Origin of the sequence: Acidovorax sp. NPDC077693, from assembly GCF_044542805.1 — a bacterium.
GTDB lineage: Bacteria > Pseudomonadota > Gammaproteobacteria > Burkholderiales > Burkholderiaceae_C > Acidovorax.
Genome location: NZ_JBITVD010000005.1, coordinates 109381 through 133778, shown reverse-complemented (window position 1 = coordinate 133778; position 24398 = coordinate 109381). Strand labels below are relative to the sequence as shown.

At 68.2% G+C, this 24398-nt stretch carries 24 protein-coding genes; 17 read left to right on the top strand and 7 right to left on the bottom strand.

The genetic code is table 11. The annotated features are described in order from the left end of the window. Positions 1-56 precede the first annotated feature (56 nt). Positions 57-3191, top strand: coding sequence for a WD40 repeat domain-containing protein (locus tag ACIGHN_RS08305; RefSeq protein ID WP_396503991.1), 3135 nt, complete (start codon positions 57-59; stop codon positions 3189-3191). Positions 3192-3240: 49 nt separating this feature from the next. Here ACIGHN_RS08305 and ACIGHN_RS08300 read toward each other — a convergent pair whose 3' ends face one another. Beyond that, the gene (locus ACIGHN_RS08300; RefSeq protein ID WP_396503990.1) at positions 3241-4263 is read right to left on the bottom strand and encodes an OmpA family protein; all 1023 of its coding nucleotides are present in this window, start codon (positions 4261-4263) and stop codon (positions 3241-3243) included. Positions 4264-4473: 210 nt separating this feature from the next. After that, entirely contained in the window at positions 4474-4938 is a 465-nt protein-coding gene (gene soxR, locus ACIGHN_RS08295) for a redox-sensitive transcriptional activator SoxR (protein ID WP_396503989.1), read from the bottom strand. Positions 4939-5023: 85 nt separating this feature from the next. Between soxR and ACIGHN_RS08290 the strand changes: the two genes are divergently transcribed. After that, a complete protein-coding gene (locus ACIGHN_RS08290) occupies positions 5024-5527 on the top strand; it encodes a RidA family protein (RefSeq protein ID WP_396503988.1) in 504 nt (167 codons plus the stop codon). 99 nt (positions 5528-5626) lie between these two features. After that, the gene (locus tag ACIGHN_RS08285; RefSeq protein ID WP_200912444.1) at positions 5627-5770 is read left to right on the top strand and encodes a hypothetical protein; all 144 of its coding nucleotides are present in this window, start codon (positions 5627-5629) and stop codon (positions 5768-5770) included. Between the two features lie 110 nt (positions 5771-5880). On the opposite strand, the gene ACIGHN_RS08280 is transcribed toward ACIGHN_RS08285, so the two are convergent. The 3 genes from ACIGHN_RS08280 to ylqF all read right to left on the bottom strand — a co-directional run bounded on the left by ACIGHN_RS08280 (position 5881) and on the right by ylqF (position 10717). Further along, positions 5881-8163: a bifunctional diguanylate cyclase/phosphodiesterase gene (locus ACIGHN_RS08280; RefSeq protein ID WP_056418949.1), complete on the bottom strand. Its 2283-nt coding sequence runs from the start codon at positions 8161-8163 to the stop codon at positions 5881-5883. A 214-nt stretch (positions 8164-8377) separates the two neighbouring features. Beyond that, positions 8378-9385: a Bug family tripartite tricarboxylate transporter substrate binding protein gene (locus tag ACIGHN_RS08275; protein WP_396503987.1), complete on the bottom strand. Its 1008-nt coding sequence runs from the start codon at positions 9383-9385 to the stop codon at positions 8378-8380. 363 nt (positions 9386-9748) lie between these two features. Next, positions 9749-10717, bottom strand: coding sequence for a ribosome biogenesis GTPase YlqF (gene ylqF / locus ACIGHN_RS08270; protein WP_396503986.1), 969 nt, complete (start codon positions 10715-10717; stop codon positions 9749-9751). 179 nt (positions 10718-10896) lie between these two features. Between ylqF and ACIGHN_RS08265 the strand changes: the two genes are divergently transcribed. Next, positions 10897-11148: a hypothetical protein gene (locus ACIGHN_RS08265; protein ID WP_056419210.1), complete on the top strand. Its 252-nt coding sequence runs from the start codon at positions 10897-10899 to the stop codon at positions 11146-11148. Positions 11149-11213: 65 nt separating this feature from the next. Further along, a complete protein-coding gene (locus ACIGHN_RS08260) occupies positions 11214-11387 on the top strand; it encodes an oxidoreductase-like domain-containing protein (protein WP_056419213.1) in 174 nt (57 codons plus the stop codon). Positions 11388-11542: 155 nt separating this feature from the next. On the opposite strand, the gene gshA is transcribed toward ACIGHN_RS08260, so the two are convergent. Continuing rightward, positions 11543-13069, bottom strand: coding sequence for a glutamate--cysteine ligase (gshA, locus tag ACIGHN_RS08255; protein ID WP_396503985.1), 1527 nt, complete (start codon positions 13067-13069; stop codon positions 11543-11545). Positions 13070-13140: 71 nt separating this feature from the next. Further along, positions 13141-14049, bottom strand: a complete 909-nt coding sequence (locus ACIGHN_RS08250) for an SDR family NAD(P)-dependent oxidoreductase (RefSeq protein ID WP_396503984.1) — start codon at positions 14047-14049, stop codon at positions 13141-13143. A gap of 382 nt (positions 14050-14431) precedes the next feature. On the opposite strand from ACIGHN_RS08250, the gene ACIGHN_RS08245 reads away from it, so the two are divergent. The 12 genes from ACIGHN_RS08245 to tolA all read left to right on the top strand — a co-directional run bounded on the left by ACIGHN_RS08245 (position 14432) and on the right by tolA (position 24366). Then, positions 14432-14713 (top strand): DUF427 domain-containing protein, encoded by a 282-nt coding sequence (locus tag ACIGHN_RS08245; RefSeq protein ID WP_056418957.1) that lies wholly within the window; start codon positions 14432-14434, stop codon positions 14711-14713. A 517-nt stretch (positions 14714-15230) separates the two neighbouring features. Then, positions 15231-15881 (top strand): DUF938 domain-containing protein, encoded by a 651-nt coding sequence (locus tag ACIGHN_RS08240; protein WP_396503983.1) that lies wholly within the window; start codon positions 15231-15233, stop codon positions 15879-15881. 44 nt (positions 15882-15925) lie between these two features. Beyond that, entirely contained in the window at positions 15926-16219 is a 294-nt protein-coding gene (locus tag ACIGHN_RS08235) for a 2Fe-2S iron-sulfur cluster-binding protein (RefSeq protein ID WP_056418964.1), read from the top strand. Between the two features lie 124 nt (positions 16220-16343). Then, positions 16344-18077: a DUF2235 domain-containing protein gene (locus ACIGHN_RS08230; protein WP_396503982.1), complete on the top strand. Its 1734-nt coding sequence runs from the start codon at positions 16344-16346 to the stop codon at positions 18075-18077. A 145-nt stretch (positions 18078-18222) separates the two neighbouring features. After that, positions 18223-19344 (top strand): bifunctional 3,4-dihydroxy-2-butanone-4-phosphate synthase/GTP cyclohydrolase II, encoded by a 1122-nt coding sequence (gene ribBA / locus ACIGHN_RS08225; protein ID WP_396503981.1) that lies wholly within the window; start codon positions 18223-18225, stop codon positions 19342-19344. 15 nt (positions 19345-19359) lie between these two features. Further along, a complete protein-coding gene (gene ribH / locus ACIGHN_RS08220) occupies positions 19360-19824 on the top strand; it encodes a 6,7-dimethyl-8-ribityllumazine synthase (protein WP_056170136.1) in 465 nt (154 codons plus the stop codon). Beyond that, on the top strand, positions 19821-20411 hold the full coding sequence (nusB, locus tag ACIGHN_RS08215) for a transcription antitermination factor NusB (protein ID WP_396503980.1): 591 nt from the start codon (positions 19821-19823) through the stop codon (positions 20409-20411). The genes ribH and nusB overlap by 4 nt, the downstream gene beginning before the upstream one ends. A gap of 146 nt (positions 20412-20557) precedes the next feature. Continuing rightward, positions 20558-21754, top strand: a complete 1197-nt coding sequence (locus ACIGHN_RS08210; RefSeq protein WP_056418969.1) for a pyridoxal phosphate-dependent aminotransferase — start codon at positions 20558-20560, stop codon at positions 21752-21754. Positions 21755-21782: 28 nt separating this feature from the next. After that, positions 21783-22202: a tol-pal system-associated acyl-CoA thioesterase gene (gene ybgC / locus ACIGHN_RS08205; RefSeq protein WP_056170144.1), complete on the top strand. Its 420-nt coding sequence runs from the start codon at positions 21783-21785 to the stop codon at positions 22200-22202. After that, complete coding sequence (gene tolQ, locus ACIGHN_RS08200; protein WP_056170148.1) at positions 22199-22915, top strand: protein TolQ; 717 nt, start codon at positions 22199-22201, stop codon at positions 22913-22915. Before ybgC ends, tolQ begins: the two co-directional genes overlap by 4 nt. Before the next feature lie 4 nt (positions 22916-22919). Next, positions 22920-23348, top strand: a complete 429-nt coding sequence (locus ACIGHN_RS08195) for an ExbD/TolR family protein (protein WP_056418982.1) — start codon at positions 22920-22922, stop codon at positions 23346-23348. 34 nt (positions 23349-23382) lie between these two features. Continuing rightward, positions 23383-24366, top strand: a complete 984-nt coding sequence (gene tolA / locus ACIGHN_RS08190; RefSeq protein WP_396503979.1) for a cell envelope integrity protein TolA — start codon at positions 23383-23385, stop codon at positions 24364-24366. The last annotated feature ends 32 nt before the right edge of the window (positions 24367-24398 follow it).

Here is a 24398-nt window from a genome sequence, read left to right as displayed (position 1 = left end):
TGTACCATGCCCGCCAGTTCCTGGTACCGGTCTGACGCCCTCCCTCGCCTATGCCCATGCCCATTGCCCGAATTTGCCCGCTGGCCGACGTGGCCACCCATTTGCCCGCCGACAGCTCTATCAGCGAGCGCCTCCAGCACGAGCCCGGCGAGCTGGACCAGGAGCTGGTGCTCTATCTGCAGGGCGATGTGACGGTATCGGAGCTGCACCTGAACGCTGCGCTCGACGGCAACCACCCGCTGCACGCACTGGTTGCGGGCGCAGCGCCGGGGGGCGAGACACCGTACCTCGTGCTTATCGACGGCAGCCTGCGGATCGACGGCGCCCTCACGGCCGAGGACGATGGCGACGCAGCGCACCTGGTGGTCCTGGGCAGCGCGCACCTGCGCAACGCGGTGCTGGCCGGGTCGCTGCTGTATGTGCGTGACGCCCTGGCGGTGGACGACCTGCTGTGGGGCGACGGCAGCAGCGGCGCGCTGCAGGCGCCTGGTGGCCTGCAGGCGCGTGTGGCGCTGTTCACCGACGATTTCACGGTGCAGGTGCAGGGCCCCGAGCAGGTGGAGTTTCTGATGGACGAAGTGCGCAGCGTGGCGCACCGCGCAGAGTTTGGCAGCGAGATCGTGGGGGCTATCTTCCCCGACGAGTTCCACGATGGCATCGACGCCGGCGAAGACGGCCTGCACCACATGCTCGACCGCGACCGCGTTCTGGCTGCCGTGCGCGCGGGCGACAGCGCCACCCGCACGAGCGAGGAGATCAACGCCCAGTGGCCCGTGGCCCAGGACCTGTGCGCGGACGATGCCATCAGCGTGGAGAACATCCTGGCGGTGGTGCGCACCCCAGTGATTGCGCACAAGGAGCACAAGGCCTACGGCTGGTTCCAGCAGACCGACTTCTCGGTCTGCCAGCGGCATGTGGACGACGATGGCGACCAGCGTGACGACAACGTGTTCATCACCGTCTGGAAGACCTGGGACTTCTACCTGTCGGTAGACATGGTGCGCAGCCCGCAAGGCCTGCTACCCCGGCTGGCAGCCGCCGTGCTGCGCCGGCCCGTCACAACGACGCCCGTGCTGACGCTGGTGTACCGCCCCTACACCGACGGCGAGCCCGGCGAGTGGCAAGCGCTGGCGCCCGACTCCGCCCCCGAGGCCTGGGCCGCCTGCCAGACCGCCTGGCGCGGCGTGCTCGACTACGTGCGCAAGGCCGTGGGCCAGCACCGGGCGCGCTACCCGCTCTACCAGCGGCTGCAGGCCGACCTGACCGCCCGGCACATCGAGGAATTCACCAGCCTGCCCGTGTTCACCGAGCGCTACAACGACTGGTGGGACAGCGACAAGAACGGCCACTGGCAGGGCGAGGTGTGGGTGGGCGCGCGCCAGCCCTGCATGCACGACGGCGAGCCGTGGGGACGGGCGCTCAAGTTCAGCTGGGAGAACGGCAGCCCCGCCCCCGGGGACGACGACGACAACGCCCACAGCGTCTACCAGATCGATGTGGACGAAGCCCGCGAGGGGCCTGCGCTGGTCGAGTTCACCCACGCACAGCGCCAGAACGAAGCACGCGTGGCCTTGCCGCGCGGCGCTGCCGACCACTTGGCGCGCCTGCTGCGCTTTTACCGGCTGGTGCAGGCCCGGCTGCGCGAAGAGCATGAGCGCGAGCAGGCCCGCGAAGCCGAAGCGCGCCGCATCGAGGCTGCGGTGTACTTGCTGGCGCTGCCGCCGCTGGCGCCCGACGTGCCGGACGCTGGGGTGTTCCCGGTGGAGCTGATGACTTTGTCTGAACAATGGCAGGCCGACGGACAGGCCTACGTGGCGGCGATCCGGGCCCATCAGTTGGCCATGGATGCGAAGGCGCAGCGGTCTGGCGATGAGGACGGCACAGCGGAAGTGGCAGGCAGCGACGGCGAGCCCAGTGGACAAGAACCGCAGGACGATGAAGAAGCCCTGCCCTCCGACCCGCGCAAGGAGGCCGCACCCACGGTGCTGCAGCTCGCACGCGTGGTCCACGCCCAGGCCGACGAAGACCTGGGGGACCGGTTCCGCCAGCGCTTCGCGTTTGCGCCGGACGCCTACGTCCAGCGCGCCGCCAAAGCCGGCCGGTTCATCGGACCGGTGATCGCCCTGGAAGACGGCCGGGTGCTGGCGCGCATCGGCCCGGCGTATGACGATGCCGCGCACTGGGTGGCGCTGCACGGCGTGGGCCACACGCCGCTGGCGTCGCTGCGGGGCCTGGGCCGGTCCCATGACCGGCAGGTCTTTGCGCAGAGCGACGGCCAGCAGGTCACCACGCATCGCGGCTTCGAAGGCCCGGTGATCGCGCGCTTTGACCTGCCCCGTGGCAACGAGGGGCTGCCGCCCGAAGTGGCCGTGACGGCAGGGCCACTGGGGCAGCGCTGCGATGAGCTCATCCCCTTCAACGACGGCCAGCGCGTGCTGCTGCTCAACCCCACCGGGGTGTACCTGCTGACCGCTGCGGGCAGCGGCGCCGGCGTGCGGCGCCTGCACCCGCAGACTTTCGAGGAAGACGGCCCCTACACCTGGCCCAAGAACCAGATGGACGACGAGGTGGGTGGCCAGACCATCACCACGCTGGCGCTGGACATGCTGCACATGGCACTGTCGCGCGATGAGCGCCACATCGCGGTGGGCGACCAGGACAGCCGCCACATCCTGCTCGACGCGCAAGGGACGGTGGTGGCGGAATACGACACGTTGTCGTCCTATCCGCACCACGCCGGCTTCTCGCACGACAGCACGCGCCTGTTCGCCAATTCTTGCCACCTGTACTGGGGCAGCACGCTGTCGGTGCCCATAGCCCCGGTGGCTGCGCAGTCGCCACAGGCTTCAGGGCCGGATCAGGCGGAGACACCGCCGCTGGACGAGAGCTGCCGCGTGTACGCCTCGGTCACCGAACCCGGACTGGTGATCCTGGGCGACGCCGACGGCTATCTGCACGCCATCGGCGACGACGGCCGCCCGCTGTGGCGCCACCACATCGGCAGCACCATCAGCGGCATCGACATTTCTCCCGACGGCAACACGCTGTGGGCCGCCAGCTACGGCGGTTACCTGGCCAGGCTGGAACGCAGCGAGGCCGGCATGGACCCGTACGCCATCGGCACGTCGCGGTATGTGGAAACCAGCCGCTGGATCTTCTGGAGCGACGAGGCCGCGCCCCTGCGCTGGTAGCCCGGCCCCAGGAAGGCGTGCTGCGGGCGTGGGGGCCGGAGCAGGCCCCTCACTGCAGCACCAGCTCCACGCGGCGGTTCTTGGCCCGGCCGTCTTCGGTGGCGTTGTTGGCCACGGGTGCCAGCGAGGCCACGCCGTTGCCCACCAGCCGGTTGCCGGCAATGCCGTAGTCCTTGGCCAGCACGGCGGCCACCGCGTCGGCCCGGCGCTTGGACAGGGCCAGGTTGCTGTCGAATCCGCCCACGCTGTCCGTGTGGCCCACCACGTGCAGCTTGACGGCCGGCTCGGCTTTCAAGAAGGCGGCGATCTGGTCCAGCGAGGGCTTGGACTCGGGCTTCACGTCCGCCTTGCCGGTATCGAACAGGATGCCGTAGATGGCGACCTTGCCATTGGCGGTGATGGACTTGCCGATGTCGGACGCGCTGACCACCACCATGTTCTGCTCCATGGCCTTGGTCTCGAGGATGTCCACCGCGATGTACGCGCCCTGCTTGGACTTGTACGTCGCGTCTTCCTTGGGCCAGTCGATGGCCACCAGGCGCACCGTGGTGCTGCCTTTCTGGAAGGTGCCGGTGCGCACGGTCCCGGCATCGGCCGCGTACATCACGTATTCGCTGCGGTTGTTCTTGATGGAGTCGCGCTGCCCGCTGCTGAAGTTGGCCAGGAAGTTGGTGTAGTTGCCGGCTGCGCTGTCGCGCGTGGAGTCGTACAGCGCGGTGAAGCCGTTGGCCGTGAGGTCGTTGGCGTAGTTGCGGTACAGCTCCAGCGACCGCGTGGCGCCCGGCGCCTCGTACCACAGGCGGGTGAGTTTGCCCTCCAGCGCCAACGGCGGCTTCACGTATTGCCGCTTGTTGGTCTGCAGGTCGAACTCCTTGAAGGTGGAGGTCTGGAACTCCACCGCTTCGAAATTGCGCACCTCGTAGCCGACGATGGTGCTGCCGCCAAACCGCTTCACGGCCGGGTGGTCCTTGGCGCCAGCGAGGTCCTGGGCGCTGGCCGGCAGGTGGCTGGCCACGGCCAGGAACCCAAGGCACAGCGATGCGCCCCATTGACGAAACAGCCGCATGGTCATGAACATTCTCCGGTTGGAACTGGCGTGGGCCCTGTGGCGCCCTCTTGCGCCCTTTAGCGCCCTCTAGCGCCCTCGTGCGCCCGGCGGGGTGCTGCGCCGCGTCGGCGGGGCCCGGCCATCATAGGGGAGCCCCTCGCAGCGCACCATGCCGAGAATGTGCAGAGCCCCCCGGCAGCGGCGTTTGCGCGCAAAAGTTCACGCTCGGCGGCATTAAAAATGCGGGCCCGGTCCTTCCTTGGCGAGCGTGTCCTGCGCATTGCGCAGCGGGCAGACCTTGAGCGACAGGCACCCGCAGCCGATGCAGCCGTCCAGCTGGTCGCGCAGGGCGGTGAGCGTGCGGATGCGTTCGTCCAGGTCCTCGCGCCAGCGCTGCGACAGCCGGCGCCAGTCGGCCACCGTAGGCGTGCGGCCCGCGGGCAGGGCCTGCAGCGCCTCGCCGATGGCCGCCAGCGGCACGCCCATGCGCTGGGCCACCTTGATCACCGCGACACGGCGCAGCACCGAGCGTGGGTAGCGCCGCTGGTTGCCCGCGCTGCGCAGGCTGGCGATGAGGCCCCGCGACTCGTAGAAATGCAGCGCCGACACGGCCAGTCCGCTGCGGCGGGCGACCTCGCCCACCGACAGGTCGGCCGCCATGTCCAGCGGTGTGTCGCCCAGGGCGTCTTCGTGTTTCATGCGATGGCTTTCTGCAGGCGCTTGACCTCAACATAACTTCAGGTTTGATACTAGCAGCTCTTGCCACTCCCGCTCAGGACCCGCCATGCCGCCCATCGCCTCGCACCTCGCCAAAGTCCCTGCTGATCAGCTCGTCCATATCAACCCGGACGGCCTGTACGACCCCGCGCCCAACGGCTATTCGCACCTGGTCGTGGCGCCGCTGCACGGCCGCACGGTGTACCTGGCGGGCCAGGGCGGCGAGAACGCGGCGGGCGAGCTGCCGGCGGGTTTCGCGGCGCAGCTGGATCAGGCGCTGCGCAACATGCGCACCGCGCTGGCTGCGGCGGGCGCCACGGTACACGACGTCGTGCGGCTGACCCTGCTGGTGGTGGACCACACCGAAGAGCGCCTGGCGCTGTGGACCCGGGCGGCGCGCGGCGTGTGGAAAGACGCCCCCACGCCCGCCTGCACACTGATACCCGTGCCGCGCCTTGCGCTCGACGGCATGCTGGTGGAAGTGGAAGCGACTGCCGTGGTGACAGTGACGGCTGTGACCACAGGCACAGCAGCCATGGCAGCCACGGCTGCGGCAACCCGGCAGAACTGAGGTCCGTGGAGGATTGCGGCCCACTGCCTCCAGACCGCCCCGGTTGTGGCGTACCATCGCGCGCAGTGGTCGCATACCGAGACCCAAACAGGAGGACCCATGGCCAAAGGCGAACAGCGCAGCAACAAGATGGCAAAGAAGCCCAAGAAGGACACGTCGATTCCCAAGGAGTCGCACGGGTCCGACCGCCCGATGCCCCCCGTGACGGCAGTGATGCCCCGCGGCAAGGACAAGAACAAGTAAGTAGCAAGCGGCCGTCCCGCGCTGCGGGACCGGACACACGACGGCCCCCAGTGCCTTGGAACCTTTGAGCAGGTTCCAAGGCACTGGGGGCCGTTTGCCATGCGGCGTCGTCAGGCCGCGTTGCCCGGCGGCAGGCGGGCCAGCCAGTCTTGCTGCGGCTCGGGCCGGCCAAACAGGTAGCCCTGGTAGACGATGTCGGGCGCGCGCTGGCGCAGGAAGTCGGCCTGGTCGCGGGTCTCCACGCCCTCGGCCACCACACGCAGGCCGAAGTGGCGCGCCACCGACAAAATACCCTCGACGAGCACGCCATCGTCGGCATTAGTGGGCGCCTCGTGCACGAACGAACGGTCGATCTTGAGCTCCTGGATGGGCAGCCGCTTGAGGTAGGCCAGCGACGAGTAGCCCGTGCCGAAGTCGTCCAGCGAGAACTCCACGCCGAGCGCGGCCAGTTCGCGCATCTTGGCCACGGCCTCGTCGAAGTCGTCGATGACGAGGCCTTCGGTCACTTCCAGCGTGAGCAGCGACGGGTCCGCGCCCGAAGTGGCCAGGATGTCGCGCAGCTGCGGGATGAACCCGGCCTGGCGGAACTGCCGCGCACTGAGGTTCACCGACAGGCGTAAGCGCCGCTCCTGCATCGCAGGCTGTGCCAGCAGCGCGCAGGCGTGGGTGAGCACCCAGGTGCCCAGCCCCACGATCAGGTCGGACTCTTCCGCGATGGAGATGAAGGCCGCGGGCGACAGCAGGCCGTCGCGCGGATGCTGCCAGCGCACCAGCACCTCGGCCCCGGTCAGCCGGCCCTGCGCATCCACCTGCGACTGCAGGAACAGGCGCAGCTCATCGGCCGCAATGGCCTGGCGCAGCGACCGCTCCACCTGGAACCGTTGCTCCGCCGCCTCGCCCATGCCTTGTTCGAAAAAGGCGGATCGCCCGCCCCCTGCCTGCTTGGCGCGGTGCAGCGCCGTGCCCGCGCGGCGCATGGCCTCGTGGGGCGAGTCGGCGGCGTTCTGGGGGTACAGGGTGATGCCGATGCTGGCCCCGAGCTGCGCCTCTTCGGCGCAGCCTTCGAGCCGCATGGGCTGCAGCAGCAGGGCCTGCAACTGTTCGGCAAAGGCCAGCGCGCGGCGGCTGGCCTGTGGCGGCAGCAGGCCCAGGTCGTGCAGCACGATGGCGAATTCATCGCCGGCCACGCGCACCAGCAGGCCGTGCGCGGGCAGCATCTGCGACAGGCGCAGCGCCACGGCGCACAGCAGGCGGTCCCCCATTTCGCTGCCGCGCGCGTCGTTGAAGATGGTGAAGCGGTCCAGGTCCAGCAGCACCAGCACATGCAGCGGCTGCGACCCCACGCCGCCGCGCCAGCGCAGTGCGGTGAGGCGCTCGACCAGCATGGTGCGGTTGGGCAGGCTGGTCAGGGCGTCGAAATGCGCCAGGCGGTGGATCTCGGCGGCCGCGCGGCGCCGCTCGGTGACGTCCTGCTTGATCTCCACATAGTGGCTGATGTGGCCGTCGGGCTGGCGGATGGGGGCCACCACCACGGCCTCGACGATTTCGGCGCCGTCCTTGCGGCGGTTGACCTGCTCGCCCACCCAGTTCTCGCCGCGCGCCAGGGTGTCGCGCAGGCTCACCCACTGCACCAGCGTCATGCCGTTGTTCGACACGTACGACGAGGACTGGCCGATGACCTCGTCCTGCGCGTAGCCGGTGCGGGCCAGGAAGGCCGCGTTGACGTATTCGATGCGGCCTTCGAGGTCGGTGATGGCGATGCTCTCGGGGCTTTGCTCCACCGCGCGCAGCAGCTTGCGCAGCTCTGCGTCCCGCGTGGCCAGGCTGGAGGCCGTCTGCTGCGCCTCGCGCACGCGGCGCAGGTAGCTGCGGCGCGACAGCAGCGTGGCGGCGGCCGTCACGGCCAGCACGCCGCTGAGGTAGGCCACGTAAGCGGCCAGGTTGCCGTAGCGGGCCGGGGGCATGTAGTTGTTGAGGTCGGCCCACACGAACACGATGAACAGCAGGCCCGTGGCCCCCGTGAGCCACAGGGTGTAGCGCGCCCCCAGCACCCAACCGGCGACCACGATGATGACCGGGAAGTTCAGCAGGCTGGGCCCGCGCAGGCCGCCGTTGCTGGCCGACAGCGCCGCCACCACGGCCCATACGCCCCACACCAGCACCAGGCCCGCCTGGTGCCAGCGCCGCAGATGGCCCAGCAGCACAGCCACCGCACCCATGACGCCCACGCCCAGGTTCAGCAGCACGCGGGCCCAGGGCAAGGGCTCGTCGAGCAGCAGCAGCGCGGCGATCATGGTGCCCGTGATGGCGACCGTCCACGAGCCGGCCCGCACCAGCTGCTGGCTGGTGACGTCGTCGTGGGCGCGGGTGGAGGAATGGGCGGCGGGGGGCATGGTCAATACAGTGACAACCTGTGCGGCATGGTAACGCTATCCATGGGCCGCAACGAGTCAGCCACCGCCGTCAGATTTGAGAGGTACCGCGTCGGCCTCCCTGGGCCCGCACGCCCCCGCCGCGTCATGCGCCCGTGCGGCACGGCCGCACTGCGGCAAGGGAAAACCCTTGATGCACCAGGCACCACGGGGCCTTGAAACACATTCCAGGGCGCTACGGGGGCGTCTGAACGCCCGCCACCTTCACCACCCGGCGCCAGCGCTCGATTTCCTTGCGGATGAAGTCGGTGTAGTCCGCAGACCGCGAGACCACCACCACCAGGCCCTGCGCCTCCAGTTGCTTGCGGGTCTCGGACGCCTTGAAGGCGTTTTCCATTTCTTTCTCGAGCCGCGCCACCACGGCGGCAGGTGTGCCCGTGGGGGCCGAGATGCCCACCCACGACACGGCCTTGAACCCCGGGTAGCCCACCTCCGAGATGCTGGGCACGTCGGGCAGTTGCGGGTTCCTGAACAGGCTGGTGACCGCCAGGGCACGCAGCTTTCCGCTGCGCACATGGGGGGCCACGGCGTCGAGGTTGGTGAACATCATGCCGGCCTTGTTGTCCATCACCGCGTCCAGCGCAGGCTTGGCCCCGGTGAACGGCACCCCGGTGAGTCCCAGCGTCGTGCAGTTGCGGCTGCCCGAAGCTCCACCCACGCAGGTGCTGATGGTTTGCTTGAGAAGCTCCATCGCCAGGTGCCCCGACGAGGCATGCACCTGCGCGTAGGTCAGCTTGCCCGGCTGGGCCTTGCCGACCGCAATCAGCTCCTGCAGCGACTTGAGCGGCGAGGCGGCGCCCACCACCAGCACGTTGGGGCCTTCGGACAGCTGGGAGATGTGCACGAAGTCCTTGAGGGAGTCGTAGTCGAGCTGCGGGTTCAGCGCGTGGCTGATGGCATTGGTCCCGACGCCGGACAACACCAGGGTGTACCCATCGGGCGTGGCGCCGGCGGCGGCCTTGGTGCCTTTGGCGTCGGTGTTCTCCACCTGCACCGGCTGGCCCAGCTTTTGCCCTAGCTCCTTGGCCATCAACCGGCCAAGCTGGTCGCTGCTGCCGCCGGCCGGAAAGGGAATGATCAGGCGCAAAGGCTTGGTGGGCCAGTTCTCCTGCGCCAGGGCCGGCGCCGAAAAACACAGGGACAAAGCGGCTGCCACGCACGCCACGGCACTCGAAGTTCGCATGAAAAAATCCCGGTTGTTGTTATCGTCACCGCGGCCGCATGGCCTGCGGGTCGGCGGTGCACACCGCTGCGGCACCGGCGCGTGGCGCCCCTGGTCCTCAGCGCAGGAGTCAGGGCATCACGCGGCGGGCGAGCAGATGTACGATGTCATATCTCATGACCAACGACCAGCAGGTTTTCCCTATATCGGCTGGTGCGGGAGTGAATGCAGAGGTTCAGGGGTGGAGAGGACAAGCACCGCCCTGCCCTGGCTCACCACCGGTTTGACCGGCCTTGGGCGGCTGAGGCAGCTGCCCCGTGGAAGTCCTGCGGACCGGCCCCATCCGCTACAGGGCCTTCGCAGCCTCTGCGCGGTGCAACCGCTTCAAGGTGCATCGCCCGAAGACGGCTCGCGCACGCCCGAGCCTTTGCCCTTGGCCTTGGCACGCGCGTCCTTCTTGGCCTGGCGCTTGGCATCTTCCGCCAAGCCCGCGGCGCGCCAGGCCTCGAACTCGTCGGGCGTCTCCAGCGTGATGCGGCCCAGGATGGCGGTGCGGAAGTCGGTCATCACGATCTCGGCGGTCTTTTGCAGGTTCACGCGGCCCCCGCCCAGCATCGCGCCGCGCTTTCGGCCGATGGCTTCGAGCAGCTCGTCGTCCTGCATCGTGGCCATGGTGCCGGCGGGCAGCCCGAGCTTGTAGCGCGCCTCCAGCAGCGGCGCGTAGTGTGTCTGCAGGCGGCGCAGCAGCTCCAGCGCCACCAGTTCCTCGTCATAGGCATTGCGGCCCACGGCGCCGCTGGCGGCCAGGTTGTAGCCGCTCTCGGGCACGATGATGCGCGGCCACAGCATGCCCGGGGTGTCCCACAGGTAGAAGTCGTCGGCCAGCGTGATGCGCTGCTCGATCTTGGTGATGCCGGCCTCGTCGCCCGTCTTGGCCTGGCGCTTGTTGGACAGCGTGTTGATGAGCGTGGATTTGCCCACGTTCGGCACGCCGCAGATCAGCACCCGCATGGGCTTGGCCATGCCGCCGCGGTTGGGGGACAGCAGGTGGCAGGCATCGATGAGCTTGCGCGCGGGGGCGGGATCGGACGCATCGAGCGGCACGGCGCGCGTGTCGCTCTGGGCGTTGTACCAGTCCACCCACAGCGGGGTGCGCGCCGGGTCGGCCACGTCCTGCTTGTTGAGCACCTTGACCGTGGGCTTGTGGCCGGTGAGCTCGGCCAGCAGCGGGTTGCTGCTGGAGCCCGGCAGGCGCGCGTCCAGCACCTCGATCACCACATCGATGTCCTTGATGCGCTCGGTGATGGCTTTCTTGGTCAGGTGCATGTGACCGGGGAACCACTGGATGGCCATGCGGGTTTCTTTCTTCTCTGGGGTTGTCTGTCAGTGCAGCGGGGGCGATTGCCCGGGGCTGCCACTGGGGAATTGTCGGGCCGCGCCGGGGCGGTCTGCGCCCTGCCCACGCGGCGGGCGCCAGGCGCCAAGGATAATCGCGGTCTTTCCTGCTTCTGGCCGCCGCGCTTTTGACCACCATGTCCGCCCCCACACCCGCTCCCCGCAAAGCCCCCGTCAGCAAGGCCGACAAGGAAGTGCTGTTCAAGGGCGTGACCTGCGCCCTGATCGGCCTGGTGATCCTGCTGGCGCCTTACGTGGCCCGCGCCAGCAGCGTGCGCGATCTGATGTCCCAGGCGTCGCTGGTGGGCTGGTTCGCCTTGGTGCTGGGGCTGGCGTTCATCGCGCAGTACGGCCTGCGCCGGGCCAAGGCCAGCCGCCACCGGCCGTGACGCAGCGCATCACCCCGCCGGCCGCCCTGCCCGCCCGTGCGGTGGACGGCGCCTCTGCCCAGGCCATGTTCCAGGCGCTGCAGGAGCAGGCCCAGTCTGCCGGCATCACCCTGCGCAACCCGCCGCCGGAGCCCACGACCTGCTGCGGCCGGGGCTGCAACGGTTGCGTGTGGGAGGGGTTTCTGGAAGCCGCCGAGTACTGGCGGCAGGAGGCGCTGCTGCAGCTGCCGGGTGGATGAACCGATGGACCGGTGGGGTGGATGCGATGGGGCGGATACAAGTTTTTTGAGCCCCTGCCGCTTGCTGGACGGGCGCCAGCAGCTATCGATTCAGGAGCATTCATTCCCAGACCGGGCCGCTGCACACGCTGCAGCGGCGCAGCGCTGCCGCCGTATCAGCCCAGTTCCTTGACCGCCATGTACTGCTCGCGCCACGCCTCGAACGGCAGCGTGTCGGCTGCCTCGATGGCCTTTTGGGCGGCCACGGATTCGTCGGCCAGCGCCAGGTAGCGCGCCTGCTGCTCGGCCGTCCAGGGCAGGCTGAGCAGCGCATCGCGGGCGGCCACGGACTGCTCGCGCGCAAAGTTCTCGAAGCTGTTCTGGTGCACCGAGCGGATCGCGTCGAGCACACGGGCCGAAGGCGTGTCGGCCGGCGCGGCCATGAGCTCACGCGCATCCTGCAAAGCGGCGCTGTAGTCAGCCGTGCCATGCGTGGCATCGAGCGCGGCGGCCAGCGGCACGCACTCGGCCAGCACCTCGGCACCCCAGTCGGCCAGCGCCACGCTCTGGCCGTTGCGCGCCAGTTGCAGGCCCGGCTCGCGGCCCCGCTCGGCCGTAAGGTGCTGGTTGTGCTTGAGCTCGGCGATCTCGGCCGGTGTGTCGGGCGGGCTGTCGGACAGCAGGCAGTGCAGCAAAAACACGTCCAGCAGGCGCATGGTGGACGCGGTGATGCCCACGGGCACGAACGGGTCCAGGTCCATCAGGCGCACTTCCACGTACTCCACACCACGCTCGCGCAGCGCGTGCAGCGGGCGTTCGCCGGTGCGCACGGTGCGCTTGGGGCGGATGGTGCCGTAGAACTCGTTCTCGATCTGCAGCAGGCTGGTGCCCAGCTGGTTGTAGTCGCCGCCGGGGTTGCGCACGCCCAGGGTTTCGTAGGCAGGATAGGGCTTGGTCAGCGCCTCGTGCAGCGAGTTGGCGTAGCCCTTGAGGCCGTTGTAGCTCACGGCCAGCGTGGCCTGAGCGTCGCTCTGGTAGCCCAGGCGACCCATGCGCAGCGAGGTGGCATGCGGCAGGTACAGCGCCTGCCCGCCCGGCAACTGCTGCAGGCCGTGCTCGCGCCCCGCCACGAAGCAGGGGCACAGCGCGGGTGACGCGCCGAACAAATACAGCAGCACGAAGGCGTGGCGGCGGAAGTTGCGGATGAGCGAGAAGTACTGCTCGCTGTCCACCCCCGGCAGAGACCAGTTGTAGTGGATGCCCGAGATGGTCTGCATGCGCCGGCCGTAGCGGTGGCCCAGGCCCATGCGGTAGATGCTCTTGGCCCGGCCCACGTTGGAGCTGCCGTAGCGGCCGATGGGGATGGTCTCGTCGGTGGGCAGGCCGCAGGGCATGCTGGAGGCCCACAGCAGCTCGCCGCCGCTGTCGGTCAGGGTGCGGTGCACGAACTGGTGCACTTCGGTCAGCTCATTCAGGCATTCATCCACGCCCTTGCGGGCGCTGGTGATGAGCTCCAGCTGCGACTCGCTGTAGTCGGTGGTGATCAGCGGGTGCGTGAGCGCCGAGCCCAGCGCCACAGGGTGCGGCGTCAGGGCCAGGCCATCGTGGGGCAGCACCCGAAGGCCTTCCTTTTCGATGCCGCGGCGAATCCCTCCCAGGGCATCCGCCGGATAGGCGGCCAGTCTTTCGTGCAATTTGCTCATATGTTTATACCGATCCAACTTCTGTCGGCCCGGAACTTAGCACGGAGCAGGCTGGCGTGCCCGGACACAACTCAAGCCCTTGCGGCCAAAGCCTTTCCTACTTCGTTGGTTCCCTGTGCTGCTCCGCTTTGTGGTACCTGCTCGCCGGCGCGCTCCGTCACCTCGGCCAGGCGGGCCGCCAACTGCTCGGGCACGTCGGCGCCGATGCCCACATGGATGCCCTCGGTCAGGGTGATGTGGGCCGCCTCGAACGTGCCCGCACCGGCGCACAGGATGGTGCGCGTGGGCGCGCTCTCGTGGGCCAGCACCAGCATGGCGGGCACCACGGCTTCGGGTTTCAGGGCGTCGAGCACTTCCTGCGGCATCAGGCCTTCGGTCATGCGCGTGGCGGCCGTGGGAGCCAGGGCGTTGACGCGGATACCGTACTTGGCGCCTTCGATGGCCAGGGTCTGCATCAGCCCCACCTGGGCGAGCTTGGCCGCGCCGTAGTTGGCCTGGCCGAAATTGCCGTACAGGCCGGTGGACGAAGTCGTCATCACGATGCGGCCGTATTGCTGCGCCACCATGTGCGGCCACACGGCCTTGCAGCAGTGGGCGGCGCCCATCAGGTGCACATCCACCACCAGGCGGAAGTCGGCCATGCCCATCTTGGAGAACGACTTGTCGCGCAGGATGCCGGCGTTGTTGACCAGGATGTCCACCCGGCCCCAGGCATCGATGGCCTGCTGCACCATGGCTTCGACCGCGGCGAAGTCGGTGACGGACGCGCCATTGGCCAGCGCCTGGCCGCCCGCTGCGCGGATCTCGTCCACCACGGCCTGCGCGGCCGACACCGTGCTGCCGCTGCCGTCCACCGCGCCGCCCAGGTCGTTGACCAGCACCTTGGCGCCGCGCGCTGCCAGGGCCAAGGCATGCTGGCGGCCCAGGCCGCCGCCCGCGCCGGTCACGATGGCCACGCGGCCGTTGAAGTCGATAGCCATGAATGGGTCTCCTGTGGTGTCTGAAAGATGAAGGAAGGAAGGAAGGACGGGAAGTAGGAAAGAAAGGCAGGGAAAGACGGCCCGCGCCCCGGATGGAGCCACAGGCGCTGCGCGTGGGACTTTAAGCCAGATGCGGGTGGGCGACGGTTGCGCACGCGACTGGCATGGCGCAGCGCCGCCCCTCACAAAAACACGCACAGCAGTGGGCCCCAATCAGGTATCGTGCCGAGGCCCGCGCCCGGCCGTGAACCCGGCGGCGCCGGCACTCCCCCAAAACACCGCATTCAGCACCGACCCGCAGCATGGCGCAACGCTCTCTTTTTGATAGCTACTGCCGCTTGTCAGTTGAGCGCTGCGGGCCTATTTGACTCAAGGAAACCCCATGAAAGCAACCTGGAACGGCGTCACCGTCGCCGAAAGCGACGACACCGTGGTGGTCGAAGGCAACCACTACTTCCCCGAAGCCGCGCTCAAGCGCGAGTTCTTCACCTTCAGCAACCACAAGACCACCTGCCACTGGAAGGGCCAGGCCAGCTACCTGTCCCTGCTGGTCGACGGCGAGATGAACACCGATGCCGCGTGGTTCTACGCCGACCCGAAGCCCGAAGCCGAAGAGATCCGCGGCCGCGTGGCCTTCTGGAAAGGCGTGAAGATCGAGGCCTGACCACCCGCCCTGCGGGTTATCCCTGCAGGCACTGGACAATCATGTGGATAAGTGTGGACAAGCCCTGTATGACAACCTCAAGTGCTTGATTCATAACGAAAGCCACTGCGCTGCACAATTTTTAAGCAGGCCGGAAAAAACGCCGCCCGGTTATCCCTGCCAGCACTGGACAATCCTGTGCATAAGTTTGGACAAGCTTTGTATGGCATTGCCAAGCCATTGATTTCAAAGGATTATCCTTGCATTGCTTAAAAATGATGCAGGCCTTTCATGGTTCTGCGACCGCCCGGCACACCCCGCGCAACCGGCCCCCAAAGCCCCGGTTATCCAGCCCCGCACTGGACAATCATGTGGATAAGTCTGCACAACCCTTGTATGACAGATATAAGTCATTGATTTACAAGGCATATCCTTGCATTGCTTAAAAATCAGGCAGTTCGGGGGCCACAGACCACCGGGAACCGCCTCCTGATCGATAGCATTGCGCATTGCCCCGCCGGCTCTTTCCTTTCACACAATGCTTCTTCCTGCCCTTCAGCACAGCCCTGCCGCCGAACGCAACCGCGCGCCCATCCTGGAGTGCCTGCGCAGCCTGCTGGCCACGCAGGGCCGGGCACTGGAAATCGCCAGCGGCACCGGCCAGCATGCGGCACACTTCGCGGCGGCCCTGCCGGGCTGGAGCTGGCAACCCACCGACCTGCACAGCACCCACTTCGACTCCATCGCAGGCTGGGCCGCGCAAGCGGGCGCCACGCAGGTACGGCCTGCGCTGCGGCTAGACGTGCTGCAGCCGCACTGGCCGGACGAAGGCCAGACCTGGGGCCCAGAGTTCGACCTGATCTACTGCGCCAACATGCTGCACATTGCCCCATGGGCATGCTGCGCCGGGTTGATGCAGGGCGCAGCACGGCACCTCGCCGCAGGCGGGCGGCTGGTGACCTACGGGCCCTACCTGGAAGACAACGTGCCCACGGCCCCCGGCAACCTGGCTTTCGACGCCAGCCTGCGCGCCCAGGACAGCACCTGGGGCATCCGCCGCCTGAAGGACGTGGCCGCCACGGCGGCCGACGCCGGGCTGGCACTGCAGGCGCGCCACGCGCTGCCGGCCAACAACCTGCTGCTGGTGTGGGCGCGCGCTGATTCCACGGCGGGGACCGCGGCGCCCTGAGCCATCCACCGACCGACCCGACTGACCGACTCCCTCTGCTTCCCATGAACACTCCCACCGTCCCCTTCTTCATCGCCAGGATCGATCCCGACGGCCAACAATGCGACGCCTGGCCCGAGCAGCCCCTGCTGTTGTCCATGGAGCAAGGCGGCATCGACTGGCCCAGCTCCTGCCGCAACGGCACCTGCCGCACCTGCATCGGCATGCTGGCCGAAGGCGAGGTGCGCTACGCCATCGAGTGGCCCGGGCTCACTGCCGAAGAAAAGGCCGAGGGCTGCGTGCTGCCCTGCGTGGCCTACCCGATGAGCGACGTGCGCCTGGAAGCACCGGGCATCTGATACCGGCTGCAAAGGCCTGACCCCACGCCGGGCCGGTGCCACGCATGGCACTTTCGCGCTTGCTGCGCCCGGCGGTCCTCCCCAGAATCCTGTGCACATCGATTGCCCAGGGAGGGAGGACACCATGACCGCCACTGTCGCGCCGCCAGCGCCTGCCGCCGCCGCACCCAACGCCACCGCACCGGACGCCACCGACCGGACCCCCACCCGAGCGGACATCCTGGCCCAGTGCATCGCCGCAGACGCGCAATGGGCCGAGAAGCCCGGCCGCAACCTCGTGCTGCTGTTCGACGGCACCGGCAACATCCTGGGCAACCAGCAGGACACCAACGTGGTCAAGCTGCTGCGCATGCTCGGCAAGGGGCGAGACCCTGCGGGCAGCGAACCCACCCAGCTCGTCTACTACGACCCCGGCGTAGGCACCACCAACGAATTCCCCGCGGACGGCATCGTGTCCAAGGCCAGGAACCAGCTGCGGCAGCTGGCCGGGCTGGCGCTGGGCAGCGGCGTATTCCCCAACATCGCCGAGGCCTACCGGTTCCTGGTCAACACCTACCAGCGTGGCGACCGCATCTACCTGTTCGGCTTTTCGCGCGGCGCCTTCACCGCGCGGGCGGTGGCCGGCATGCTCAACATGTACGGGCTGATCCACACCGAGGGCCTGCCGCTCATAGAAACCCTGGTGCGCACCTACTTCGCGCCCAGCGACCACAAGAACCAGGCCGGCACCAAGAGCCGCAAGGCCTTTGCGCAGGACGTGATCGACAACTTCTCGCTGGGCCGCACGCCGCTGGTGCACTTCGTCGGGGTGTGGGACACGGTGGAGGCCATCGGGCTGGGCGGGGTGGGCGGCATCAAGATCAGCAACTCCGCCGACTTCGACCGCAAGCGCTTCGCCCACGTGCGCCATGCCATGTCGCTGTTCGAATCGCGCAGCAAATACGCACCCCGCCGCTACGAGGACCCGCACTTCACCGCCGAGGAACAACCCTGGCGCAGCTACGACCAGCGCTGGTTCCGCGGCGTGCACAGCGACGTGGGCGGCTCGTACGCGCGCGACGGGCTGTCCAACCTCACGCTCGCCTGGATGGTGAACGAGGCCCTGGCCCACGGCCTGCGCGTGGACACAAGCCGCCTGCAGCCCGGCAACCCGCTCACCGCCATGCATGACCAGGCGTACGACTGCCCCTACTGGGTCTGGACGGGTCTGAACGCGCGCCACCGCGAGGCCAGCGACTTCATCGACCCCACCGCCCGCCCGGTGGACGGCGCCGTGCCCGCAGAGACCGTGCCGCGCACAAAGCCCTGGCGCTGGCTGGGCATCGCGCTCGCGATCACCACGGCCGTGCTGTTCACCATCACCGCCCTGGCGGGCCGGGCCGCCTGCGACCTGGGCGCCGCGCCGGGGTGGCTGCAGGGCCTGCCGTCGGGCTTTCAGGCGTCTGCCCACTGGCATGCCACATGGGGCGTGACATGCAGCGACACCGATGCCGTACGCCGCGCCATCGCCTGGGACTGGGCCCTGCTCGCCAGCTACGCCCTGTGGCTGGCCTACCCGGTGGCCTGGTCCCTGCGGCGGCTGGTGGCGCGGGCCGTGCCGCCGGGCCGGGCGCTGGGCTGGCTTTATCGGCATGCGCACTGGGTGATGGGCCTTCTGGTGGTGTCGGACATCGTGGAGAACTGCATCACGCTGCATCTGCAATCTCCGCATCACCCGGACTGGCCCACGGTGCTGACGGTGGCCACCAGCAGCAAGCTGCTGTCCCTGCTGCTGCTGGGCTGGGTGATGGTGGCCGGAGCCCTGGCCGGGCGCGAGGGCGGCCGCGCGCCCGCGTCGCGCGCGCCCCAACTGCACTAAAATCGCTGCTTTTGGGGCGCAGAGCGCTCCCGCACCGTGCGGCCAACGCCGCGCTGCCCGCTCTTTGGAATCGGCCCTACCGGGCCGTGGCCGGATCAGCGTGCGGTGCCCGCCACCCGCGCTGCCCACCGAAAGCCAGCCTTCCATGACCTCCCCCCTGACCCCCGTGCCGATCTCGCCCGTCGAGGACATCGTGGCCGAGATGCGCGCCGGGCGCATCGTCATCCTGGTGGATGAAGAAGACCGTGAAAACGAAGGCGACCTCGTCCTGGCCGCCGACCACGTGACCCCCGAGGCCATCAACTTCATGGCCCGCTTCGGCCGCGGCCTGATCTGCCTGACCCTGAGCCGCGAGCGCTGCGAGCGCCTGCGCCTGCCGCCCATGGTGGCGAGCAACGGCACCAAGATGGGCACGGCCTTTACCGTCTCCATCGAAGCCGCCGAAGGCGTGACCACCGGCATCTCCGCCGCCGACCGGGCCCGCACCGTGCAGGCCGCCGTGGCGCCCAACGCCGTGGCCGCCGACCTGGTGCAGCCCGGCCACATCTTCCCGCTGCAGGCGGTGGAAGGCGGCGTGCTCATGCGTGCGGGCCACACCGAAGCCGGCTGCGACCTGGCGGTGATGGCCGGCTGCAGCCCCGCATCGGTGATCTGCGAGATCATGAAGGACGACGGCACCATGGCGCGCCTGCCGGACCTACAGCTCTTTGCGGCAGAACACGGCCTCAAGATCGGCACCATCGCCGACCTCATCGAATACCGCAGCCGCAACGAATCGCTGGTCGAAAAGGTGGGCACGCGCGTGCTGCAGACCGCCTTCGGCGCCTTCACCGCCCACGCCTTCCGCGACAAGCCCAGCAAGGAGCTGCACCTGGCCCTGGTCAAGGGCCAGTGGGGCGCCGACGACGTGGTGCCAGTGCGCGTGCACGAGCCGCTGTCGGTGCTGGACGCGCTGGAGGTCAACCGCTCCATGCATTCATGGAGCCTGGACACCAGCCTGCAGTACCTGTCCGAGCAGGGCAAGGGCGTGGCGGTGCTGCTCAACTGCGGCGAAACGGCGGACCAGCTGCTCGCCCAGTTCGAAGGCACGGCCCGCGCGGCGCAAGCCCCCGAGCGCGGCCGCATGGACCTGCGCACCTATGGCGTGGGCGCACAAATTTTGCGCGAATGCGGCGTGCACCGCATGGCCCTCATGGGCCAGCCGCGCCGCATGCCCAGCATGGCAGGCTACGGCCTCGAGATCACCGGTTTCATCCCCAAAGAGTAAAAGTACAGGATCACTATGTTTGGCGCAGAAAAAGGAACGGCGGACAAGCTCGATGGCAAGAAACTGCACATCGGCATCGTGCAGGCCCGCTTCAATGAAGGCATCACCAACGCCCTGGCCGCCGCATGCCGCGCCGAGCTGCTGGCGCTGGGCGTGCAGGAAAAGAACATCAAGCACGTGCTGGTGCCCGGCGCCCTCGAAGTGCCCGTGGCCCTGCAGGCCATGGCCGAGGCCGACGAATACGACGCGCTGATCGCACTGGGCTGCATCATCCGCGGCGAGACCTACCACTTCGAGCTGGTGGCCAACGAGTCCGGCGCGGGCGTCACGCGCCTTACGCTCGACTACCAGATCCCGATCGCCAACGCCATCATCACCACCGAGAACATGGAACAAGCCATCGCCCGCCAGACCGACAAGGGCGTGGACGCGGCCCGCGTCGCGGTGGAGATGGCCAACCTGCTGGACGAACTGTCATGAGCGAAAGCAACACCCCCTCCAGCAGCCGCCCGCCCAAGCAGGTGCGCACCGGCCTCAAGACCACGGGCGCGCGCAAGGCGGCCTCCAAGTCCAACCGCAGCCGCGCCCGCGAATTCGCGCTGCAGGCGCTGTACCAGCACCTCGTGGGCGGCAACGACGCCCATGCCATCGACGCCTTCACGCGCGACCTGGCGGGTTTTCACAAGGCCGACTCGGTGCACTACGACGCGCTGCTGCACGGCTCCATCGCCACCGCGGCCGACATGGATGCGCTGATCACCCCGCTGCTGGACCGCAAGATGGCCGAGATATCGCCCATCGAGCATGCCGTGATGTGGATCGGGGTGTACGAGTTCCAGCACTGCCTGGACGTGCCGTGGCGCGTGGTTCTCAATGAATGCATCGAACTCGCCAAGGAGTTTGGCGGCACCGACGGCCACAAATACGTGAACGCGGTGCTCAACGGCCTGGCGCCCAAGCTGCGCGCCGTCGAAGTGGCCGCCGACAAGGCTGCAGGCAAAGGCAGCAGCGTCGCCGCCGACGACGACACCGGCAACCACAACGACGACGAAACTCCCGCGGCCTGAGCGCCCGGCCTTCATCGCGCACCACTGCCGGCACCTGCGTTGCACGCTGTCGGCGGACGCCACCCTGGCGCTTTTTCTTTTGGCGGCAGAGCATCGCCGCTGCCCAGGACCGATGGGCACCACGGACCTTTTGCCATGAGGTTTCCATGAAGTTTTCCACGCGCGCCGAGCGCATCGAACCGTTCTATGTGATGGAAGTCGCCAAGGCCGCACAGGCCCTGGCACGCGAGGTGGCGGGCACGCGCGAGCCCATGATCTTCTTGAACATCGGCGAGCCCGACTTCACCGCACCGCCGCTGGTGCAAGAGGCCGCCGCCCGCGCCGTGCACAGCGGCGCCACGCAGTACACCAACGCCCTGGGCCTGGACGCGCTGCGCGAGCGCATCAGCGGCTGGTACCAGAGCCGATTCGGTGTTCAGGTCCCCGCACGCCGCATCGTGGTCACGGCGGGTGCATCGGCCGCGCTGCAGCTGGCGTGCCTGGCGCTCATCGAGTCGGGCGACGAGATCCTCATGCCCGACCCGAGCTACCCCTGCAACCGCCACTTCGTGAGCGCGGCCGAGGGCAAGGCCGTGCTGCTGCCCACCACGGCCGCAGAGCGCTACCAGCTGAGCGCGGACAAGGTGCGCGCCGCCTGGACCGACAAGACCCGCGGCGTGCTGCTGGCCTCGCCGTCGAACCCCACGGGCACGTCGATTGCGCCCGGCGAGCTGCGGCGCATCCATGAGGTGGTGCGTGCGAACGATGGCATCACGCTCATCGACGAGATCTACCTGGGCCTGTCGTACGAGGAAGAATTCGGCCACACGGCCCTGGCCATCGACGACAGCATCATCAGCATCAACAGCTTCAGCAAGTACTTCAACATGACCGGCTGGCGCCTGGGCTGGATGGTGGTGCCCGACGCGATGGTGCCGGTGGTCGAACGCCTGGCGCAAAACTTGTTCATCTGCGCGAGCACGGTGGCGCAGCATGCGGCGCTGGCGTGCTTCGAGGCCGAGAGCATTGCCGAGTACGAACGCCGCCGCGCCGAGTTCAAGGCCCGGCGCGACTTCTTCATCCCGGCACTGCAGTCACTGGGCCTGGCCGTGCCGGTGATGCCCGACGGCGCGTTCTATGCCTGGGCCGACTGCACCGAGGCCGCGCAGCGCCTGGGCGTTGCCTCTGGCAAGAACTGCAGTTGGGACTTCGCCTTCGAGGTCATGCGCCGCGCCCACATCGCGGTGACGCCGGGGCGCGACTTCGGCACGGCAGAGCCCGAGCGCTTCATCCGCTTCTCGACCGCCAACTCCATGGCGCAGCTCGAGGAGTCGGTGGAGCGGCTGCGCAAGCTTCTCGGCTGAACGATGACAGACAGCGAGCGGACCCACGATGGCGTTTGAATTTCCGATCCGCATCTACTGGGAAGACACCGATGCAGGCGGCATCGTGTTCTATGCCAACTACCTCAAGTTCTTCGAGCGCGCCCGCACCGAGTGGCTGCGCTCGCTGGGCGTGGGCCAGCAGCTTCTTCGGGAACAAACCGGCGGCATGTTTGTCGTAACCGATGCGCAGCTGCGCTACCACCGCCCCGCACGGCTGGACGATGAACTCATTGTTACCGCCGGCCTACAGGCCGCAGGCCGGGCATCGTTGACAATAGTGCAGCGCGCGCTCCTGAAACCAGAGCAGATGACCGACCCGAGCACCACCTTGCTGACCGAAGGCACCATCCGCATCGGATGGGTGGATGCTGCCACCCTGCGCCCTGCAAGAATACCGAGCACCCTTCTGGAACAACTCACACCATGAACTCCCAAAACATGTCCATCATCTCCCTGGTGCTCCACGCCAGCTGGGTGGTGCAACTCGTCATGCTGCTGCTGCTGGGCGTGTCGGTGGCCAGCTGGGCGGCCATCTTCCGCAAGCTGTTTTCCTTGAAGCGCGTGAAGACGCTCAACGACGACTTCGAGCGCGAGTTCTGGTCGGGCACCAGCCTCAACGACCTGTACGCCAGCGCGGCCCAGAACGCCAAGCAGGCCGGCCCCATGGAACGCATCTTTGCCAGCGGCATGCGCGAATACCAAAAGCTGCGCGAGCGCCGCATCGTGGACCCCGGCACCCTGCTCGACGGCGCACGCCGCGCCATGCGCGCGAGCTTCCAGCGCGAGATGGACGTGGTCGAATCGAGCCTCTCCTTCCTGGCATCGGTCGGCTCCGTGTCGCCGTATGTCGGCCTGTTCGGCACGGTGTGGGGCATCATGCATGCGTTCACCGGCTTTGCCGGCATGGAGCAGGTGACGCTGGCCACGGTGGCACCCGGCATCGCCGAAGCCCTGGTGGCCACCGCCATCGGCCTGTTCGCCGCCATCCCCGCCGTGATCGCCTACAACCGCTTCGCCCGCGACATCGACCGCGTGGCCACGCACCAGGAAACCTTCATCGAAGAGTTCTCCAACATCCTGCAGCGCAACCTGGGTGCCCAGCCAGCGCCCACCACCGGCCACACGGCCTCGGGGCACTGACACCATGCCCGCCATGGCATCCCGCGGCCGAGGCCGCCGCACCATCAACGAGATCAACATGGTGCCCTTCATCGACGTGATGCTGGTGCTGCTCATCATCTTCATGGTGACGGCGCCCATGCTCACGCCCGGTGTGGTCGACGTGCCCAGCGTCGGCAAGGGCAAGAACATGCCCAAGGTGGTGGCCCAGGTGATCGTGAACAAGGACGGATCGCTCCAGTTCAAGACCCCCGAGGCCACGCGCAGCCTGAGCCAGCGCGAGATCGGCGATGCCGCCAGCCGCTGGCAAAAGGCCCAGGGCACCGACAGCGCCAGCGCGGTGGTCATCAGCGCCGACAAGGGCGTGCAGTACGAAAACGTGGTGAAAGCGATGGACGCCCTGCAGAAGGCCGGCGTGCAACGCGTGGGCCTGTCCGTCAAGCAGGGCGGTTGAACCGAACCCGCTCCAGACGCTCTCACCTACGCCCATGCAAGCCCACAACGACCGCGACCAGTTTGCCCCGCCGCGCCCGCCCGCGCGACTGCGCGCCATCACGCTGGCGGTGCTCGTGCATGCGGCGCTGATTGGCGCCCTCACCTGGGGCGTGAACTGGAAGAACACCGCAGACCAGCCGGCGGTGGAAGCCGAAATCTGGGCTAACGTGCCCGTGCAGGCTGCGCCCCGCGCCGTGGAGCCCCCACCGCCGCCCCCTGCACCGCCTGAAGTCCGCCCGCCAGCCCCGCCGCCACCACCTGCCCCTCCGCCACCGCGGGCGGTAGAGCCGCCCGACACGCGCGAGGCCGACATCGCCATCGAACGCGAGAAGAAACGCCTGGAGCAGGAGAAGAAGGCCCGCGAACAGCAGCAGGAGCGCGACAAGCGCGAACGCGAGCGCAAGGAAGAAGAACGCAAGGACCGCCTGGAGCAGGAGAAGAAGGACCGCCTGCAGAAAGAAAAAGAACGCGAGAAGGAAAAGGAACAGCGCGAGAAGCAATTGGCCGAGCAGAAGAAGGCCGAGCAGGACAAGCAAAAGAAGCTGGCCGAGGACAAGCGCAAGGCGGACGAAGCGGCCAAGCGAAAGGCCGAGGCGGAAGACAAGCAGCTGGCCAAATTGCGCGAAGACAACCTGCGCCGCATGCAAGGCATGGCGGGCGCTACCGGCGGTGAAACCGCCACCGGCACCGCTCAGCGCAGCGCAGGCCCGTCGGGCAGCTACGGCGGCAAGGTCGCGGCCAAGGTCAAGCCCAACATCGTGTACCCCGATGCCATATCGGGCAACCCGCGTGCCGAGGTGGAAGTGCGCCTGTCGCCCGACGGCACCATCGTGGGCAAGCGGCTGGTGCAATCGAGCGGCAACAAGGCCTGGGACGACGCGGTGCTGCGCGCCCTGGACAAGACCGAGACGCTGCCGCGCGATGTGGACGGTCGGGTGCCCTCGTCCCTCACGATCGGTTTCCGGCCCCAGGACTGACGCCTGGAACTGAGAGCAAGGGTCCAATCAAG